This is a genomic window from Homoserinibacter gongjuensis (genome assembly GCF_030161875.1).
Taxonomy (GTDB): domain Bacteria; phylum Actinomycetota; class Actinomycetes; order Actinomycetales; family Microbacteriaceae; genus Homoserinibacter; species Homoserinibacter gongjuensis.
This window is the reverse complement of the sequence record NZ_BSVA01000001.1, coordinates 2,905,292-2,921,448: the sequence shown is the minus strand read 5'-3', so window position 1 is coordinate 2,921,448 and position 16,157 is coordinate 2,905,292. Positions and strand designations below refer to the sequence as shown.

The window sequence follows — 16,157 nt, the reverse complement described above, 5'->3', positions numbered from 1 at the left end:
GCTCGCCGTCGAGTCGACCGCGAAGACCTCGCCGTTCGCCGAGGCCGCGAAGGTCGGGATGACGGCTCCCGTCGCTGCGTCGAACGCGACGATCCGGTTGCGCGTGGAGCCGTTCACCTGGGTGAACGCGCCTCCCACGTAGATGCGCGACCCATCCGGCGAGGCGTCGATCGCGTTCACCTGGCCGTTGAGCACGGGTGCCCAGTTCGTCAGCACCCCCGTGCTCAGGCGGTAGGACAGCAGGAACGTGCGCGGAACGGTCGAGGCGCCGGGAGCGGCACCCGCAGGACGTGCGGTGGAGAAGCTGCCGCCGACGAACACGGTGTCGCCCACGATCTCCTGATCCCAGACCACGCCGTCGATCTGGGGCGTCGGCAGCGGATCGCTTGACACGGTCGCCGGGATCGCGGAGCTCGGGGGTGCCGAGTCGGCGTGCGCCGGGCTCTGTTCGGTGGCCACCATGACCGCCGCGGCGAGAACGATCGCGATGCCGGCGGCGATCGCGCGCGCGCGCGCGGCGCAGCGGGTGCAGAGGGGTTCCGGCCGTCGTTGCGCATGCCACATCGCTCTCGGTGAGAGGCGCGCGGACGGGACAGGGGGAGGAGGCGGCACGGCCTGCCGGAATCGTACGGCGCCACCGCCCCCTCGCGATAGCCCCCGCGTCAGAGAGCCCGCTACCGAGCACCCGTCACGGAGTGGCGCCCGCGAACACGAGCGGCGCCACATCGACCGCGTAGTCGACGGTGATGTGCACGAGGCCCCGCGACTCGCGCGGAATCGCGAACACGAAGACCCCGGATGCTGTGCCCCCGTCGCCACAGAGGTGGCCAGGGGGACGGCGCCCGGCTCGTAGAGCTGCCCCGCGGGGTGCGGTCGGCACCGTAGTCGACGGTGACGACGGTGCCGGTGAGGTCGACGGGGGCGCCCGTCGCGTTCGCGATCGTGACCGTGAAGCGGATCGACGGACCGGAGACCTCGCCGGGGCCCTTCGCCACCCCGTCGACCGCCTCGATCCCGCTGATGCTCGCGGTGAGCCCCGTGACGACCTCGGCCGGCGTATCGATCGGCACGGGGTCGCCGGCGGGCGGCTGCGTGACGGGCGTCGGCGACTCGCTCGGCACCGGGGTCGGCGCGTCGGAGGCCGGTGTCGTCGCCGACGGAGTCGTGGGGGAACTCGCGCCCGGCGATCCGGCGGGAAGGGTGAGCGCGAGCGCGACCGCGGCGATGATCACGAGGGCCGTGGAGGCGCCCGCGAGGATGAGGTTTCGACGGGACGTTGCCGCCGACGGGCGGGGCGGATCGGAGGTCATGTCGCTCCTTGCGGGGGTTCGGGTGCGCTCACACTACTCGGGCACCGCTCCGCACAGAACCCGTCGTCGTCGTGAGTGCTCCGTGAAAAAACTTCTGGATGCGAGCGGCGCTCGTCAGTAAGCTGGCATCCCCTCCCGCCCCCGCGATCGGACGTCCCGGCGTCCGCTCGTCCCCGAAAACCGGTACCGATGGCTCCCGACGTCGTCCTCCCTGCAGCCGGATCGCCTCCCACCGTGCGCATCCTCGGCACCCATGGCGTGCCCGCGGGCTATGGCGGATTCGAGACCGCCGCCGAGAACGTCGCCCTGCACCTCGTGGAGCATGGTTGGCGCGTCATCGTCTACTGCCAGGAGCAGGGCGAGGGGCCGATCACGACCGACGTCTGGCGCGGGATCGAGCGGGTGCGCATTCCCGTGGCCCGCGAGGGCTGGCTCGGCACCGCGGAGTTCGACCGCCGTTCCATCCGTCACGCGGTCGCCACGGGCGAACCCTGTCTGACCTTCGGCTACAACACGGCGATCTTCAATCTCGCGCAGCGCCGTCGTGGCATCCCGAACGTCATCAACATGGACGGGATCGAGTGGTCACGTGCGCGATGGGGCCCGCTGCGTCAGGCGATCCTCTACGCCAACGAGCGCATCGCGTGCTGGGTCGGGGATGCGCTCATCGCCGACCACCCCGAGATCGAGCGCTACCTCTCGCGCAAGGCGCGCCGCGAGAAGATCACCACGATCACCTACGGCGCCCACCGGGTGGCGGCGGCGCCCTCGAGCCTGTGCGTTCCCGCGGGCTCGACGCGGGCGGCTATGTGACGCTCGTGTGCCGTCCGATTCCCGAGAACTCGATCCTGGAGCTCGTGACGGCGTTCTCCGCGCGGCCGCGGGGCGTGCGGCTCGCGATGGTGGGCGACTATCTGCCCGACCAGGACGACTACCATCGCGCCGTCGTGGACGCGGCGAGCGACGAGGTGGTGTTCCTCGGCTCGATCTACGACCCGGTCGAGCTCGCAGCGCTGCGCTTCCACGGCATCGGCTACCTGCACGGGCACACCGTGGGTGGCACGAATCCCTCGCTCGTCGAGGCTCTCGCCGCAGGCAACCCCGTCGTCGCCCACGACAACCCCTACAACCGCTGGGTCGCGGGTCAGGCGGGCCTGTACTTCCGGGACATCCCCGAGGCCACCACGGCGATCGACGCCCTCCTCGCCGACGCGACGCTTCGCGCGCGGCTCGCCGCCGCGGCTCGTGCACGCCACGAGGAGGAGTTCACGTGGGAGCACGTCGCGGGACAGTACGAGCAGCTGCTCCTGGATGTCATGGCGCGGGCAGCGCAGATGGGAGCACACACATGATCCGTGTCGCCGTGGTCGGGCTCGGCAAGATGGGCCTCTCGCACCTCTCGATGATCCGCGCGCACCCGCAGGTGTCGGTGGAGGCCATCGTCGACGCGACCGGCTACATCCTCGACGTGCTGGGCAAGTACACCGGGATGCGCACCTTCCCCGATCTCGACGCCGCACTGGATGCGGTCGAGGTCGACGCCGTCATCATCGCGACCCCCACGCGCTTCCACGCGCCCCTCGTGCGCAGCAGCCTCGCGCGCGGGGTGAGCGTCTTCTGCGAGAAGCCGCTGACCCTCTCGGCCGCCGAGTCGGCAGAGCTTGCCGCCCTCGCCGACGCGGCGGGCGTCGTCACCCAGGTGGGCTATCACAACCGATTCGTCGCGGCCTTCCGCGAGGTCAAGCGGCTTCTCGACCGGGGGCCATCGGCCGCGTCACACACATGCAGGCAGAGGCATACGGGCCGGTCGTGCTGCGGGCGAAGGGCTCGACGTGGCGCAGCAGACGCACCGAAGGCGGCGGGTGCCTGTACGACTATGCCGCGCATCCGCTCGATCTGCTCTCGTGGTACGCCGGCGCGCCGAGCGCGGTGGGCGGCACGATCCTCGGCTCGGTGTTCTCCGAGGACACCGAGGACGAGGTCTTCGCGACCTTGTATTACCCATCCGGAATGCACGCGCAGCTGTCGGTGAACTGGTCGGATGAGTCGTTCCGCAAGATGACGACCCGCGTCACGGCGACCGGCACGGCCGGTCGGATCGAGGCCGACCGTCAGGAGATCCGCGTCTATCTGCGCGACACCGCGCCCGCGATCGAGGGCTACCAGGCAGGCTGGAACGTCAAGTACACGACCGAGTTGACGGACCCTGTCTGGTTCTATCTGCGCGGCGAGGAGTACAGCGCGCAACTGGATCACTTCGTGCGGCGCGTCGGGGGCCACGACGTCGAGGGCCTCAACTCCTTCGCGAGCGCGGCGGTCACCGACCGTGTGCTCGAGCTCTTGACGATCGACGCCGCCCGCGGCCCGGTCACGACAGATGAGGCGGTCGTCGCTGCACCCGATGCGCGCCGCGCCCGGCGGGGGAGGAGGGGCTGATGGACCGTCTGCTGTTCGGAGACAACCAGTTCTTCGGCGTCAATCACATGTCGGAGGAGAAGGCGCGCGCCCAGGCGATGCGCTTCCAGCACCTGGGTGCGGTCATCGAGGTGCTCGATGCGGCCTACGACGAGGGCATCACGACCTTCATGTGCACGACCCACGACCGCGTCGCCGAGATCGCCGACCACGTGCGCGCGGCGCCCGATCGTTATCCGGATTTCACCTTCTTCCCCTGCATGCCCTACGCGCACAAGTACGCGGATGCGGTGACCGAGAGCGGCATGGTCGGTGCCCTCCGTCGCTTCATGCCCGAGGAGGGCCTGCTGAACGCCGTGATGCGCGGCGGCAAGTCGCTGGCTACGAAAGACGTCGAGGGCATCATCACGTTGCTCGTCGACGCCGAGATGGCAATGTTCCGCGGGCTCCGCACGCCCGTCGTGTGGCTCCAGAACGTCGTGGTCGACCTGCTGCTCGGCCTCGGGTTCACTGACGCATTCCGCATCTTCGCCGACCACGTGCGCCAGCGCTACGGGGCGGAGCCGGGCTTCATCACGATGAATCTGCCGATGCTGCTGCCCGTGCTCGCCGCCTCCGGGATCGAGAACCCGCTCGTCTGCGCGAACATCAACAAGATCGGCTTTCGGATGTCGGGCGGCATCCAGGCCTACCGGCAGGCGCTCGACGAACGGCCGTTCCGGGCGGTCGCGATGTCGGTGTTCGCCTCGGGTGCCATCCTCCTCGCGAGGCGATCGAGTGGATCGCCCGACAGCCCGGTATCGAGTCGATGGTGTTCGGCGCCTCGAGCCGTGCCAACATCCAGGCGACGCGTGCGCTCGTGGAGGAGCTGTTCCCCGCCCGCACCTGAGCAGCGAGGCGCAGGGCGGGTCGTTCAGCGTCGCGCAGGGGCCGCGAGGCGCTCGAGTGCGGCAGTGCGGATGCCGGCGACCGTGTCGCTCCACGACGTCGTGACGGGAGCGTGCGCCGGCGCGACGACGGGCAGCTCGTCGAGCGCGCGCCGGATGTCGGAGACGGATCGCGGGTCGAAGTAGCCGTCGGCGAGGCCGAGCTCGCGGAACACCGGGATGTCGCTCGCGATGATGTGCGCGCCCATGGTGCGCGCCTCGACGAGCGGAAGCCCGAAGCCCTCGTCGAGAGAGGGAAAGACGAACGCGCGCGCGTGGCGATACAGCCACGCGAGCTCGGCGTCGTCGATGTGCGAGAGCACCGCCACGCGCGCATCGTCGGCGGGCACGAGCTCGCCGAGCCCGTCGGGCTGTCCGACCACGAGCAGACGTGTGCTCGCCGACTGCGGCGAGGCGAGAAACGCCTCCACGAGCCGCGCGAGGTTCTTGCGCACATTCAACCGGCCCACGACGAGCAGGAAGGGAGTGTCGTCGACGCCCACGGGTCGTCGCTCGCCCGCCTCGAGCAGATCTCGCGGGGTGTGCAGCCCGACGGCCTTCACGCGCCCCGCCGTCTCGGGCCAGCATCGCTGGATGCGTCGCGCCTCGGTGGCGGAGCTCGTGAACACCACGTCCGCGCGTCGCAGCAGCGGCCGGATGCCGGCGAGGTAGGCCCGTTCGATCGGCAGGAACCACTCGGGGTGTTCGACGAACATCGCGTCGTGCACGAAGGTGCACGAGAGGGCGCCCGCCCGCGGGCCGAGAAGTTCTGCGCGAGCAGCAGGTCGTGCCCTCGCGCCTCGCGACTGAGCGACACCGCGGCGAGGGCGTGGATGCGGGCCCAACGGGGCACGGCGCGCACCTCGGCGCGGATGCCGAGGCCGTCGAGCACCGACTCGAGGCGTGCGACGTCACGTGGGCGCGCGGTGAGCGTGAGCCGATCGTCGGGGTAGTCCTCCGCCCAGGTGCGCACGATGCTGCGCACGACGTTGCGGCACGAGGTCGGACCGTCGAACCACCAGTAGCTGTCGAGCAGCACGCGCAGCTCGGCCACCGTCACGCCTTCCGCGCTGCGGCACTCCGCGCGTCGAGTGCGCGCAGTTCTCGCCACCACTTGGCGAGCACCGCGAGCAGCACGAGGGTGTGCGCCGCGAACAGCAGGGTGTACGCCACCAGGAACGCATCGCGCCAGCCGAACAGCACGAAGGCGAGGCACACGATGCCGTAGTCGGTGGGCAGCGCCACGAGGGTCTGCAGCAGGCCCGACCCGGAGCGCGGCTGCGCCGCAACCGACTCGGCGACCGAGCGCCGCAGCTGGTCGACGAGCATCATCCCGAAGAACAGCACGACCGACACGGTGAGGTAGCCGAGCGGCACGAGCAGGAACGCCTCGCCAGGCGCCCCGCCGAAGCGAGCGAGCGAGACCAGCACCGCGATGTGCAGCAGGCAGGTCTTGGTGACATCCACCATGTGGTCGAGCCATTCACCCGCGCGGCTGCCACCGCCGCGCACGCGCGCCAGCTGCCCGTCGGCCGCGTCGAAGGCGTAGCCGAGCACGAGCAGCGCCGCCACGAGCAGGCCGAGCCACCACACCGGCGAGACGAGGGCGATGATCGCGATCGCGGATGCCGTGAACAGCGCGCTCACCCCGGTCACGGCATTCGGGGTCGCCCCCACCGTGAATGCGGCGGCGGCGATGACGCGCCCCATCCGGCGGTTGATCCATCGCGAGTACGGTGGTGCGCCGCGCCCGGGCTTCTGCGCCGCCGACATCCGGCCGAGCGTCTCGCGGAACCCGGGACGACGCGCGTTCTCGAGCACGCCCGCGGCGGCCATCAGTAGGCTCCCGACGGACGCAGCACGATGCGCAGGGTGCGCCACAGGATGAGCAGATCGCCCGTGAGCGACCAGTTCTCGACGTAATAGAGGTCGAGGCGCACGCTGTCCTGCCAACTCAGGTCGGACCGGCCGTTGATCTGCCACATGCCGGTGAGGCCGGGCTTGATGTACAGCCGGCGCAGCACGTGATCCTCGTAGCGCTCGACCTCGCTCAGCAGCGGAGGCCGCGGCCCGACGAGGCTCATGTGCCCCATGAGGATGTTCCACAGCTGCGGGAGTTCGTCGAGCGAGTACCGGCGCAGGATGCGGCCGGGTCGCGTGACGCGCGGGTCATCCCGCAGCTTGAAGAGCACCCCGTTCCCCTCGTTGAGGGCCTCGAGTTCGGCCAGGCGCGCCTCGGCGTCGAGCGTCATCGAACGGAACTTGTACATCAGGAAGGTTCGGCCGTTGCGGCCCACGCGCTCCTGACGGAAGAACACGGGCCCGCCGTCGTCGCGTTTGATGACGATCGCGATCGCCGCGAAGACAGGCGCGAGAGCGACGAGCGCTCCGGCTGCCACGACGAAATCGAACACCCGCTTCACGACATGCTTGCCGCCCTCGTAGTTGGGCAGTTCGACGTGCATGAGGGGCATGCCCTCTGCGGGGCGGAAGTGGATGCGCGGGCCCGCGACGTCGGTCAGGCGCGAGGCGATCATGAGCTCGGCGTCGGTGCGCTCGAGCTCCCACCCCACGGTGCGGATGAAGTCGCCGCCTCCGCGAGGCTGCCCCGCGATGATGACCGTGTCGACGCGGTGCCGCCGGATCGTCTCGCCGATCCCCTCGAGTGAGCCGAGCACGGGGATCCTGCCCTGCCCGGGGATCGGCACCTCGTGCGAGCTTCCGGAGCGACTCAGCACGACGCCGATCGGGCGATACGCCGAGGCGGGATCGCGGGCGATCGTCGCGAGGACGCGCTGCACCTCCCCGCGCCGGCCGACGATGACGGTGGCGTTCGTGCCGATCCCGGCACGACGCAGCTGGCGGAGCACGCGGCGCGCGAGCCAGCGCCCGAGCAGAAGGCCGAGCAGGCCGAGCGGGAATGCGAGCAGGAAGAACCCGCGGGCCACGTCGACCTTGAGCAGGAGCAGGATGATCGCGGTCACACCGAACACTGTCGTGGTGGCCGCCGTGACCTTGCGGTACTCGACCGGACCGGACCCGATGATGCGCACGTCACGGGACCGGTAGCCGCCGAGGCCGAGGAACCAGGCGACCGCGATGCCGGTGCCGATCCACCAGTAGTCGGTCGCGACGCCCACGACGTCGATCTCGGGAGTACCCGTGCCGAAGCGTGCGAGCAGTGCCGACGAGACCGAGGCGGCGACGATGAGGCCGTCGAGGAACGCCAGCGCGGCGCGATAGCGCTGCATCGCGCGGCGGCCGGGGCTGGCCTGAGCGTGCGAGCGCGCGGGGGCGACCGCGAGAGCGAGGCGGGGGTCGGTTGCCCCGACCCAAGGATGCGCGGCGCTGCTCATCGCTCGAGCACGGGGTTCGCGTGGCGCGACCGAACGGGCGCGTCAGGGGTGGGCGGGAACGCGGGAACGCGGGAGGTGGTGGGGTGCACGGGTACCTGCTAGGGGGAGGAACAGGCAGGCTCGCAGGGAGCTGTCGTGATGGGCGATGTGGGGGTTGGTTCGCCGGCTCGGGAAGCCGGTGGGGGAGGCGGTGCTGCGGTGTGACTTCGCCTCGGGTCGGCGAAGGATGGTGAAAATCTAGTCAGGCAAGGGTGCAGCCGCAATGATTTCTCATCCGATACCCCCGTTCTGGGGGTACCCGTTCGGGGGTACCGCTCGGGGGTACCGCCCGGCTGCTCGATCCGAGCTCAGGCGACGCGCGCGCCCGCCGTCCGGCGTCGCGGCCACCACGGCACGATCGGGGAGACGCGCGCCTGGTACTCGGCGTACTCCGGGTACTTGCCGCGCGTGATCGACTCGGTGAACGCCGTCGAGCCGATGAAGAGGCACGTCAGCAGCACCGCGCCGGCGACCGTCCACACGAGCACGGATCCGGCCGCCACCGCGCCCATGAGGAAGAAGATCCACCACTGCGCCTGCTCGAAGAAGAAGTTGGGATGCCGCGACGTCCTCCACAGCCCCGTCTGCAGGAAACGCGGCCGGGCTTCGCGCCCGGCCGCCGTCTCGGCCGCCTTCCACCGGTGGAAGTTCCACTGCTGCTGATCGGCGACCGTCTCACCGACCAAGGCGGCGAGGAAGAGCGCCGTGAGCACCGCATCCCACGGTCCGTACGGCACCGGATTCTCGAGCGCGGTGAGCGCGGGCAGGGTGATGAGGGCGAGCAGCGCGTTCTGGAACAGCACGATGAACAGCAGGTTGAACACCTGGAACGCCGCGGGACTCATCCGGGCGCGCAGTACCGCCCAGCGATAGTCTTCGACGCCCGTGTAGCCGCCCTTGCGCGCGAAGTTGAAGGTGAGCCGCGCACCCCACAGGGTCACAAGCCCGGCCATGACGAGCAGGCGGATGTCGGTGAAGTCGGTCGCGCCCGCGAAGATCCAGACGTACGCCACCGGCACGACCGACCAGATGCGGTCGACCCACGAGGTGTCGCGCGTGATGAGCGAGGCGATCCAGCACGCCGCCGAGACGGCGCCGGCGACGATGAAGACGAGCGTGAGCGGGGACATGGCGGCATCCTACGCATGGCTAGACTCGCCCGGAGGAGGACGGATGCAGGCGGTCAGCTCACGTGTCGTGACGGTTCCGAACGTGCTCAGCGCCGTGCGTCTCGCGCTCATCCCGCTGTTCCTCTGGTTGCTCGGCTCTGCGCAGTACGGCTGGGCGCTCGTGGTGATCGTGATCTCGAGCCTCACCGACTTCGTCGACGGCTTCATCGCGCGGCGCTTCAACCAGGTGACCCGACTGGGCCAGGTGCTGGATCCGGCCGTCGACCGCCTCTTCATCTTCTCGACGCTCATCGGACTCGCCTGGCAGCACTTCCTGCCGTGGTGGCTCGTGATCCTCATCGTGCTGCGCGATGTCGGCCTGCTCGCGATGGGACCGGTGCTCGCCACGCACGGCTACGGGCCGCTCCCGGTGCACCACCTGGGCAAGGTGGCCACCTTCGCGTTGCTGTTCGCACTGCCCACCCTCGTGCTCGGCGCGGCCTTCCCGGCCATCGCCGCCTACAGCGATCCGGCGGGGTGGGCGCTCGCGCTGTGGGGCACCTTCTTGTACTGGTGGGCGGGTGCGATCTATCTGCGCGAGACCGTGCGACTTGTGCGTGAAGACCGGGTAGCGCGCGGGGCCGGATCAGATACTCTGGGGAACTGAAGGAGGGCGCCATGGTCGACGACGCCACTGATCGTTCCGCAGGCACGGGGCAGCCGGATGCGGTGAACACGCCCGCCGCGCCCGGCCCGGTTTCGAACGACACCACCGCCCACTTCACCGAGGACTTCCGGTCGCAGCTCGCGGCCATGGAGGCAGGCGTCAGCCCCGAGGAGAAGGACGCCATCGCGGCGCTTCCTCGGGATCCGCGTTGCTCGTCGTGCGGCGTGGGCCGAACGTCGGGGCGCGCTTCCTGCTCGACGGCGACGTCACCGTCGCGGGACGGCATCCGGATGCCGACATCTTCCTCGACGACGTGACGGTCTCGCGTCGTCATGCCGAGTTCGTGCGCACGGGCACCGCGTTCCAGGTGCGCGATCTCGGCTCGCTCAACGGCACCTACTTCGACGGCGTGCGCATCGACTCGGCCCTGCTGAGCGATGGTGCCGAGGTGCAGGTGGGCAAGTTCCGACTCACGTTCTACGCTTCACGCGCCGACCGCGTGCCGACCCGCTGATGGCGGCGGCCACCTCGGCGGCCCGCTCGCAGAGCGGGCCCCAACTCCTCAGCATCGGACAGGTGCTCGCGCGCCTGAATCCGGAGTTCCCCGACCTGAGCCCGTCGAAGCTGCGCTTCCTCGAGGAGAAGGGTCTCGTGAACCCGGCCCGCACGGAGTCGGGCTATCGCAAGTTCTCGGGCGCCGACGTCGAGCGGCTGCGCCTCATCCTCTCCATCCAGCGCGATTACTTCGTGCCGCTCAAGGTCATCAACAGCTACCTCGCCGAACTGGATGCGGGGCGCGAGCCGGTGCTGCCCGGGGTGCCAAGGTCACCGCCCCCTCGATGCTGCCGAGCGAGCGGCGCCTCACGCGCGACGAGCTCATCCGTGAGGCGGGCGGGAACGCGATGCTGCTGCAGGACGCGGTGTCGGCCTCGCTCATCGTGCCGGCCGACCACTACGGTGACGACGCCCTCGCGGTGCTCAAGTCGCTCGTCGAGCTGCAGCGCTCGGGCATCGAGCCGCGTCATCTGCGCGGGTTCCGCGCCGCCGCGGAGCGTGAGCTCGGTCTCATCGAGTCCGCCCTCATCCCGATCGCGCGCCGCAAGGACGCCTCGAGTCGAGCCAAGGCGCAGGAGCTCGCCCGCGAGATCGCCGGCCAGCTCGAGGTCGTGCGGTCGAGCCTGATCCGCTCGGCGCTCGGTCGGCTCTGAGGCTCCGCGAAAGATTTTCCGCACGACACGCCGAGCGCTCGTGCGGATGTCATTGAAGGCACACCCTCGGGTGGGTACCGTGGGACACGACGGCGAGTTTGAAGTTCAACTTCAACCTGAGGGTTAGAGCTCGCGAGGGAGGACGGTCGACATGAGCGACACCGGCGAGCAGAGCGCCCGCGAGACCGGGCCGCGCTACGACCTCGGCCTCCTGTTCACCGACGGGCTGCCCGACCTCGACGACACGGCCGGCTACCGCGGCACCGTCGCGGCACGCGCGGCAGGCATCAGCTACCGCCAGCTCGACTACTGGGCCCGCACCGAGCTCGTCGAGCCCACCATCCGCGGAGCCGCGGGCTCCGGTACGCAACGCCTCTACGGTTTCCGCGACATCCTCGTGCTCAAGCTCGTGAAGCGACTGCTCGACACCGGCATCTCGCTGCAGCAGATCCGCACGGCCGTCAACCAGCTGCGCGAGGCGGGCGTCAACGACCTCGCCCAGACGACGCTCATGTCGGACGGCGCGAGCGTCTACCTCTGCACGTCCGACGACGAGGTCATCGACCTCGTGAGCCGCGGCCAGGGCGTCTTCGGCATCGCGGTCGGCAAGGTGCTGCGCGAGGTCGAGACGAGCCTCGTCGAACTCGACTCGGCGAGCGTCGACCCCTCCGACGAGCTCGCCGCCCGTCGCGCCAAGCGCGCCGCGAGCTAGCTACGGCGGTGGTTTCGAGACGCGTCCGCTTAGCGGGCGCTCCTCAACCATCTGAGCTGTCAGCGGGTTGAGGAGCCGCGAAGCGGCGTCTCGAAACCCGCGCGGCGCCCCGCACCCCGCTCAGGCGCTCGGCTGGATGTCGCCCGGCTCGCCGAGGCGGCCGGTGCGCAGCACGCGCTCGAGCAGCACGTCGAAGTTGTGAGCCATCTCCTGCGCGCCCTCACCCGGCCACACGTGCAGGGGCTTGGCCGCTCCCTGCGCCTGCTGCAGCGAGGTGCGCTCGGGCAGCTGCGGGGCCAGCACGAGCGGTCCGAACATGTCGCGCAGCTCCTTGATGCGGAACTGGTGCTCGAGCGACTGCACGCGTGCGCGGTTGACGATGATGCCGAGCGGCTGCAGCCGCGGCGAGATGCCGCGACGGATCTCCTCGATGGCCCGCAAGGCACGGTCGGCCGCGGCGACCGAGAACAGCCCGGGCTCCGTCACGACGACGACGCGGTCGGATGCCGCCCACGCCGTGCGGGTGAGCGCGTTGAGCGAGGGTGCGCAGTCGATGAGCACGAGGTCGTACTCCTTCTCGACGTGCGCGAGCGCCTCCTCGAGCTTCCAGATGTCGCGGATCGACGGATGCGGTCCGTCGAAGTTGATCGCCGACGGCGAGCCGATGAGCACGTCGATCGTGCCGGAGCGTCCGCGTGTCCACCCCGAGGGGCGATCGCGGCACGCACGATCTTCTCCTTGGGCGAGGCGAGCACATCCGCGATGTTCAGGTGACCGGCGACGTTGATGTCCATGCCGGTCGAGACATCCGATTGCGGGTCGAGGTCGACCACGAGCGTCGAGACTCCGCGGGCGAATGCGGCGGATGCCAGGCCCAGCGTCACCGTGGTCTTTCCCACGCCCCCTTGAGGGAGCTGACGCTCAGAACGTGCACGAGAAGCCACCCTACCTTCACTAGTCTGAAAGAATCCAAACCCCCTCTCGTCCGGCTTCGCCGGCAGGAAGGACCGCATGTTCTCGAAGATCCTGGTCGCCAACCGAGGTGAAATCGCGATCCGCGCGTTCCGCGCAGCGTATGAGTTGGGGGCTCGCACGGTTGCCGTGTACCCCTGGGAGGATCGCAACTCGATGCACCGCCTGAAGGCGGACGAGGCGTACCAGATCGGCGAGAAGGGGCACCCCGTGCGGGCCTATCTCGACGTCTCCGAGATCATCCGGGTGGCCAAGGAGTCGGGCGCCGACGCGATCTACCCGGGCTACGGGTTCCTCTCCGAGAACCCGGAGCTCGCAGCGGCCGCCGCCGCCAACGGCATCACCTTCATCGGCCCCGGTGAGCATGTGCTCGAGATGGCCGGCAACAAGGTCACCGCGAAGGAGCACGCGATCTCGGCGGGCGTGCCCGTGCTGAAGTCGACGCCGGCGACGACCGACATCGACGAGCTGCTGCGCGGCGCCGACGAGATCGGGTTCCCGGTGTTCGCGAAGGCCGTCGCGGGCGGCGGCGGGCGCGGGATGCGACGCGTCGACACGCGGGACGAGCTGCGCCCGGCGCTCGAGGCCGCCATGCGCGAGGCCGACTCGGCCTTCGGCGACCCCACCATGTTCATCGAGCAGGCCGTGGTGCGCCCGCGCCACATCGAGGTGCAGATCCTCGCCGACGGCGAGGGGTCGACGATCCACCTGTTCGAGCGCGACTGCTCCGTGCAGCGCCGCCACCAGAAGGTCGTCGAGATCGCGCCGGCACCCCACCTCGACGAGTCGATCCGACAGGCGATGCACCGGGATGCCGTGGCCTTCGCCAAGTCGATCGGCTACGTCAACGCGGGCACCGTCGAGTTCCTGCTCGACACCGCGGGGGAGCGCGCCGGACAGCACGTCTTCATCGAGATGAACCCCCGCATCCAGGTCGAGCACACCGTCACGGAGGAGGTGACGGATGTCGACCTCGTGCAGTCGCAGATGCGGATCGCGGCGGGGGAGACGCTCGCCGACCTCGACCTGCGTCAGGAGGAGCTGCAGCCGCGCGGCTACGCCATCCAATGCCGCATCACGACCGAGGACCCGGCCGCGGGCTTCCGACCCGACACCGGCAAGATCACGACCTATCGCTCGCCGGGCGGCGCCGGGATCCGACTCGACGGCGGCACGGTCGCGGCAGGCGCGCAGGTCTCGCCGTACTTCGACTCGATGCTCGTGAAGATGATCTGCCGCGGGCGGGACTTCCCGTCCGCCGTGCGTCGTGCGCGCCGCGGCCTCGCCGAGTTCCGGCTGCGCGGAGTGGCCACCAACATCCCGTTCCTGCAGGCCGTGTTCGACGACCCCGACTTCCTCGCGGGAGACGTGTCGACGGCGTTCATCGAGGAGCGCCCGTGGCTCGTGCGCGGCCGCGAGTCGCGTGACCGCGGCACCAAGATCCTCAACTGGCTCGCCGACGTGACGGTCAACCAGCCCAACGGCGACGGCGGGGGAGCGATCGACCCGGCCCGCAAGCTGCCCGAGGTCGACCTCACGCATCCGGCGCCCGCCGGGTCGCGCCAGCGTCTGCTCGAACTCGGACCCGTCGGGTTCGCGTCCGCGCTGCGCGCCCAGACGACCCTTGCCGTGACCGAGACGACGTTCCGCGACGCCCACCAGTCGCTGCTCGCGACGCGCGTGCGCACCAAGGACCTGGTGGCCGTCATGCCGCACGTCGCGCGACTCACGCCCGAGCTGTTCTCGGTCGAGGCCTGGGGCGGCGCCACCTACGACGTCGCGCTGCGCTTCCTCGGCGAAGACCCCTGGGAGCGTCTCGCCAAGATGCGCGAAGCGCTGCCCAACATCGCCATCCAGATGCTGCTGCGTGGCCGCAACACCGTCGGCTATACGCCCTACCCGACCGAGGTCACCGAGGCCTTCGTGCAGGAGGCCGCGGCGACGGGTGTCGATATCTTCCGCATCTTCGACGCCCTCAACGACGTCGACCAGATGCGCCCCGCGATCGACGCCGTGCTCGCGACCGACACGACCGTCGCCGAGGTCGCGCTCTGCTACACGGGCGACCTGCTCGACCCGGCGGAAGACCTCTACACGCTCGACTACTACCTGCGGCTCGCCGAGCAGATCGTCGATGCGGGCGCCCACATCCTCGCGATCAAGGACATGGCGGGTCTGCTGCGCGCGGGCGCAGCCGAGAAGCTCGTCGCGGCCCTGCGCGAGCGGTTCGACCTTCCCGTGCACGTGCACACCCACGACACCGCGGGCGGCCAGCTCGCGACCCTGCTCGCGGCCAGCCGTGCCGGCGCGGATGCGGTCGATGCGGCGAGCGCGCCCATGGCGGGCACCACGAGCCAGCCGAGCCTCTCGGCGCTCGTGGCGGCGACCGCCCACACCGAGCGTCACACCGGCCTCTCGCTCGAGGCCGTGAGCGACCTGGAGCCCTACTGGGAGGCCGTGCGCCGCGCCTACAAGCCGTTCGAGTCGGGCCTGCCCGGCCCCACCGGTCGCGTGTACCACCACGAGATCCCGGGCGGTCAGCTCTCCAACCTGCGCCAGCAGGCGATCGCGCTCGGCCTCGGCGACCAGTTCGAGAAGGTGGAGGACTGGTACGCGGCGGCCAACCGCATCCTGGGCCGCCCCACCAAGGTCACGCCGTCGTCGAAGGTCGTGGGCGACCTCGCGCTGCAGCTCGCGGCCACGAACGCCGACCCGGCCGACTTCGAGCAGAACCCCGAGACGTACGACATCCCCGACTCGGTCATCGGCTTCATGGCGGGCGAGCTCGGCGACCTGCCGGGCGGATGGCCGGAGCCGTTCCGCAGCAAGGTCCTGAAGGGCCGCGAGGTCAAGGTCGGCCTTGAGTCGCTCACCGCGGAGGAGAAGGCCGGGCTGGCCGGCGACACCGCGGAGCGACGCGCCACGCTCAACCGCCTGCTCTTCGCAGGCCCGACCCAGCAGTTCCAGGACGTGCGCGAGCAGTACGGCGACCTGTCGACCCTCGACACGGTCGACTACCTCTACGGCCTCAAGTCGGGTGCCGAGCACACCGTGCAGATCGGCCCGGGCGTGAGTCTCTTCGTCGGACTCGAGGCCATCGGCGAGGCCGACGACAAGGGCATGCGCACCGTCATGACGACCCTCAACGGCCAGCTGCGCCCCGTGTTCGTGCGCGACCGCTCGATCGCCGTCGAGACCGCGAGCGCCGAGAAGGCGGATCCGAGCAAGCCCGGCCACGTCGCGGCGCCCTTCTCGGGGGTCGTGACCCTGAAGGTCGAGGAGGGCGATCGCGTCGACGCGGGCACGCCCGTCGCGACCATCGAGGCGATGAAGATGGAGGCGGCCATCACGAGCCCCGTCGCTGGCACCGTGAAGCGCCTCGCGATCCCCTCCACACGGCAGGTCGACGCCGGAGACCTGCTGGTCGTGGTCGAGTAAGGTCA

Annotated in this window: 13 protein-coding genes and 5 pseudogenes; 10 read left to right on the top strand and 8 right to left on the bottom strand. The window is 70.2% G+C overall.

The window, feature by feature from the left end:
• Positions 1–90: 90 nt before the first annotated feature.
• Together QQK29_RS18200 and QQK29_RS15640 are read right to left on the bottom strand one after the other, a co-directional pair.
• Positions 91–462, bottom strand: a pseudogene (locus QQK29_RS18200) (PKD domain-containing protein); the annotation flags it as partial.
• Between the two features lie 212 nt (positions 463–674).
• Positions 675–1,310 carry a hypothetical protein gene (locus QQK29_RS15640; protein WP_284301553.1) on the bottom strand — a complete coding sequence of 212 codons (636 nt, stop codon included), beginning with the start codon at positions 1,308–1,310 and terminating at the stop codon, positions 675–677.
• A gap of 234 nt (positions 1,311–1,544) precedes the next feature.
• Here QQK29_RS15640 and QQK29_RS15635 point away from each other — a divergent pair, with 234 nt between their 5' ends.
• From QQK29_RS15635 to QQK29_RS15620, 4 genes and pseudogenes are all read left to right on the top strand, one after another.
• Complete coding sequence (locus QQK29_RS15635; protein ID WP_284301552.1) at positions 1,545–2,123, top strand: DUF1972 domain-containing protein; 579 nt, start codon at positions 1,545–1,547, stop codon at positions 2,121–2,123.
• Positions 2,087–2,662 carry a glycosyltransferase family protein gene (locus QQK29_RS15630; RefSeq protein WP_284301550.1) on the top strand — a complete coding sequence of 192 codons (576 nt, stop codon included), beginning with the start codon at positions 2,087–2,089 and terminating at the stop codon, positions 2,660–2,662. Before QQK29_RS15635 ends, QQK29_RS15630 begins: the two co-directional genes overlap by 37 nt.
• Positions 2,659–2,958 (top strand): annotated as a pseudogene (locus QQK29_RS18820) (Gfo/Idh/MocA family protein); the annotation flags it as partial. The gene QQK29_RS15630 and the pseudogene QQK29_RS18820, both read left to right, overlap by 4 nt.
• 134 nt (positions 2,959–3,092) lie before the next feature.
• Positions 3,093–3,746, top strand: coding sequence for a Gfo/Idh/MocA family protein (locus QQK29_RS15620; RefSeq protein ID WP_284301548.1), 654 nt, complete (start codon positions 3,093–3,095; stop codon positions 3,744–3,746).
• An 892-nt stretch (positions 3,747–4,638) separates the two neighbouring features.
• Here the strand turns inward: QQK29_RS15620 and QQK29_RS15615 are convergent.
• From QQK29_RS15615 to QQK29_RS15595, 5 genes are all read right to left on the bottom strand, one after another.
• Entirely contained in the window at positions 4,639–5,283 is a 645-nt protein-coding gene (locus tag QQK29_RS15615; protein ID WP_284301547.1) for a glycosyltransferase, read from the bottom strand.
• Complete coding sequence (locus QQK29_RS15610; RefSeq protein ID WP_284301546.1) at positions 5,211–5,705, bottom strand: hypothetical protein; 495 nt, start codon at positions 5,703–5,705, stop codon at positions 5,211–5,213. Before QQK29_RS15610 ends, QQK29_RS15615 begins: the two co-directional genes overlap by 73 nt.
• Positions 5,706–5,707: 2 nt before the next feature.
• Complete coding sequence (locus QQK29_RS15605) at positions 5,708–6,487, bottom strand: CDP-alcohol phosphatidyltransferase family protein (protein ID WP_284301545.1); 780 nt, start codon at positions 6,485–6,487, stop codon at positions 5,708–5,710.
• Complete coding sequence (locus QQK29_RS15600; RefSeq protein WP_284301544.1) at positions 6,487–8,007, bottom strand: sugar transferase; 1,521 nt, start codon at positions 8,005–8,007, stop codon at positions 6,487–6,489. Before QQK29_RS15600 ends, QQK29_RS15605 begins: the two co-directional genes overlap by 1 nt.
• A gap of 347 nt (positions 8,008–8,354) precedes the next feature.
• Positions 8,355–9,176 (bottom strand): DUF1295 domain-containing protein, encoded by an 822-nt coding sequence (locus QQK29_RS15595; protein WP_284301543.1) that lies wholly within the window; start codon positions 9,174–9,176, stop codon positions 8,355–8,357.
• A 43-nt stretch (positions 9,177–9,219) separates the two neighbouring features.
• On the opposite strand from QQK29_RS15595, the gene QQK29_RS15590 reads away from it, so the two are divergent.
• The 5 genes and pseudogenes from QQK29_RS15590 to QQK29_RS15575 all read left to right on the top strand — a co-directional run bounded on the left by QQK29_RS15590 (position 9,220) and on the right by QQK29_RS15575 (position 11,742).
• Positions 9,220–9,822: a CDP-alcohol phosphatidyltransferase family protein gene (locus tag QQK29_RS15590; RefSeq protein WP_284301542.1), complete on the top strand. Its 603-nt coding sequence runs from the start codon at positions 9,220–9,222 to the stop codon at positions 9,820–9,822.
• Positions 9,823–9,833: 11 nt separating this feature from the next.
• A pseudogene (locus QQK29_RS15585) lies at positions 9,834–10,336 on the top strand (FHA domain-containing protein).
• A pseudogene (locus tag QQK29_RS18815) lies at positions 10,336–10,542 on the top strand (MerR family transcriptional regulator); the annotation flags it as partial. The pseudogenes QQK29_RS15585 and QQK29_RS18815, both read left to right, overlap by 1 nt.
• A 119-nt stretch (positions 10,543–10,661) precedes the next feature.
• Entirely contained in the window at positions 10,662–11,030 is a 369-nt protein-coding gene (locus tag QQK29_RS18810; RefSeq protein WP_431308805.1) for a hypothetical protein, read from the top strand.
• A 151-nt stretch (positions 11,031–11,181) separates the two neighbouring features.
• Positions 11,182–11,742, top strand: coding sequence for a MerR family transcriptional regulator (locus tag QQK29_RS15575; protein WP_284301540.1), 561 nt, complete (start codon positions 11,182–11,184; stop codon positions 11,740–11,742).
• Positions 11,743–11,862: 120 nt separating this feature from the next.
• Here QQK29_RS15575 and QQK29_RS15570 read toward each other — a convergent pair.
• Positions 11,863–12,676, bottom strand: a pseudogene (locus QQK29_RS15570) (ParA family protein).
• A 77-nt stretch (positions 12,677–12,753) separates the two neighbouring features.
• Between QQK29_RS15570 and QQK29_RS15565 the strand changes: the two are divergent.
• A complete protein-coding gene (locus QQK29_RS15565) occupies positions 12,754–16,152 on the top strand; it encodes a pyruvate carboxylase (RefSeq protein ID WP_284301538.1) in 3,399 nt (1,132 codons plus the stop codon).
• Positions 16,153–16,157: the final 5 nt, after the last annotated feature.

Bases quoted from the DNA above. Each gene is read 5' to 3' on its own strand.
- QQK29_RS15575 (WP_284301540.1), top strand. From the start codon at position 11,182: ATGAGCGACACCGGCGAGCAGAGCGCCCGCGAGACCGGGCCGCGCTAC.
- QQK29_RS15595 (WP_284301543.1), bottom strand. From the start codon at position 9,176: ATGTCCCCGCTCACGCTCGTCTTCATCGTCGCCGGCGCCGTCTCGGCG.
- QQK29_RS15590 (WP_284301542.1), top strand. From the start codon at position 9,220: ATGCAGGCGGTCAGCTCACGTGTCGTGACGGTTCCGAACGTGCTCAGC.
- QQK29_RS15605 (WP_284301545.1), bottom strand. From the start codon at position 6,487: ATGGCCGCCGCGGGCGTGCTCGAGAACGCGCGTCGTCCCGGGTTCCGC.
- QQK29_RS15565 (WP_284301538.1), top strand. From the start codon at position 12,754: ATGTTCTCGAAGATCCTGGTCGCCAACCGAGGTGAAATCGCGATCCGC.
- QQK29_RS15620 (WP_284301548.1), top strand. From the start codon at position 3,093: ATGCAGGCAGAGGCATACGGGCCGGTCGTGCTGCGGGCGAAGGGCTCG.
- QQK29_RS18810 (WP_431308805.1), top strand. From the start codon at position 10,662: ATGCTGCCGAGCGAGCGGCGCCTCACGCGCGACGAGCTCATCCGTGAG.
- QQK29_RS15640 (WP_284301553.1), bottom strand. From the start codon at position 1,310: ATGACCTCCGATCCGCCCCGCCCGTCGGCGGCAACGTCCCGTCGAAAC.
- QQK29_RS15600 (WP_284301544.1), bottom strand. From the start codon at position 8,007: ATGAGCAGCGCCGCGCATCCTTGGGTCGGGGCAACCGACCCCCGCCTC.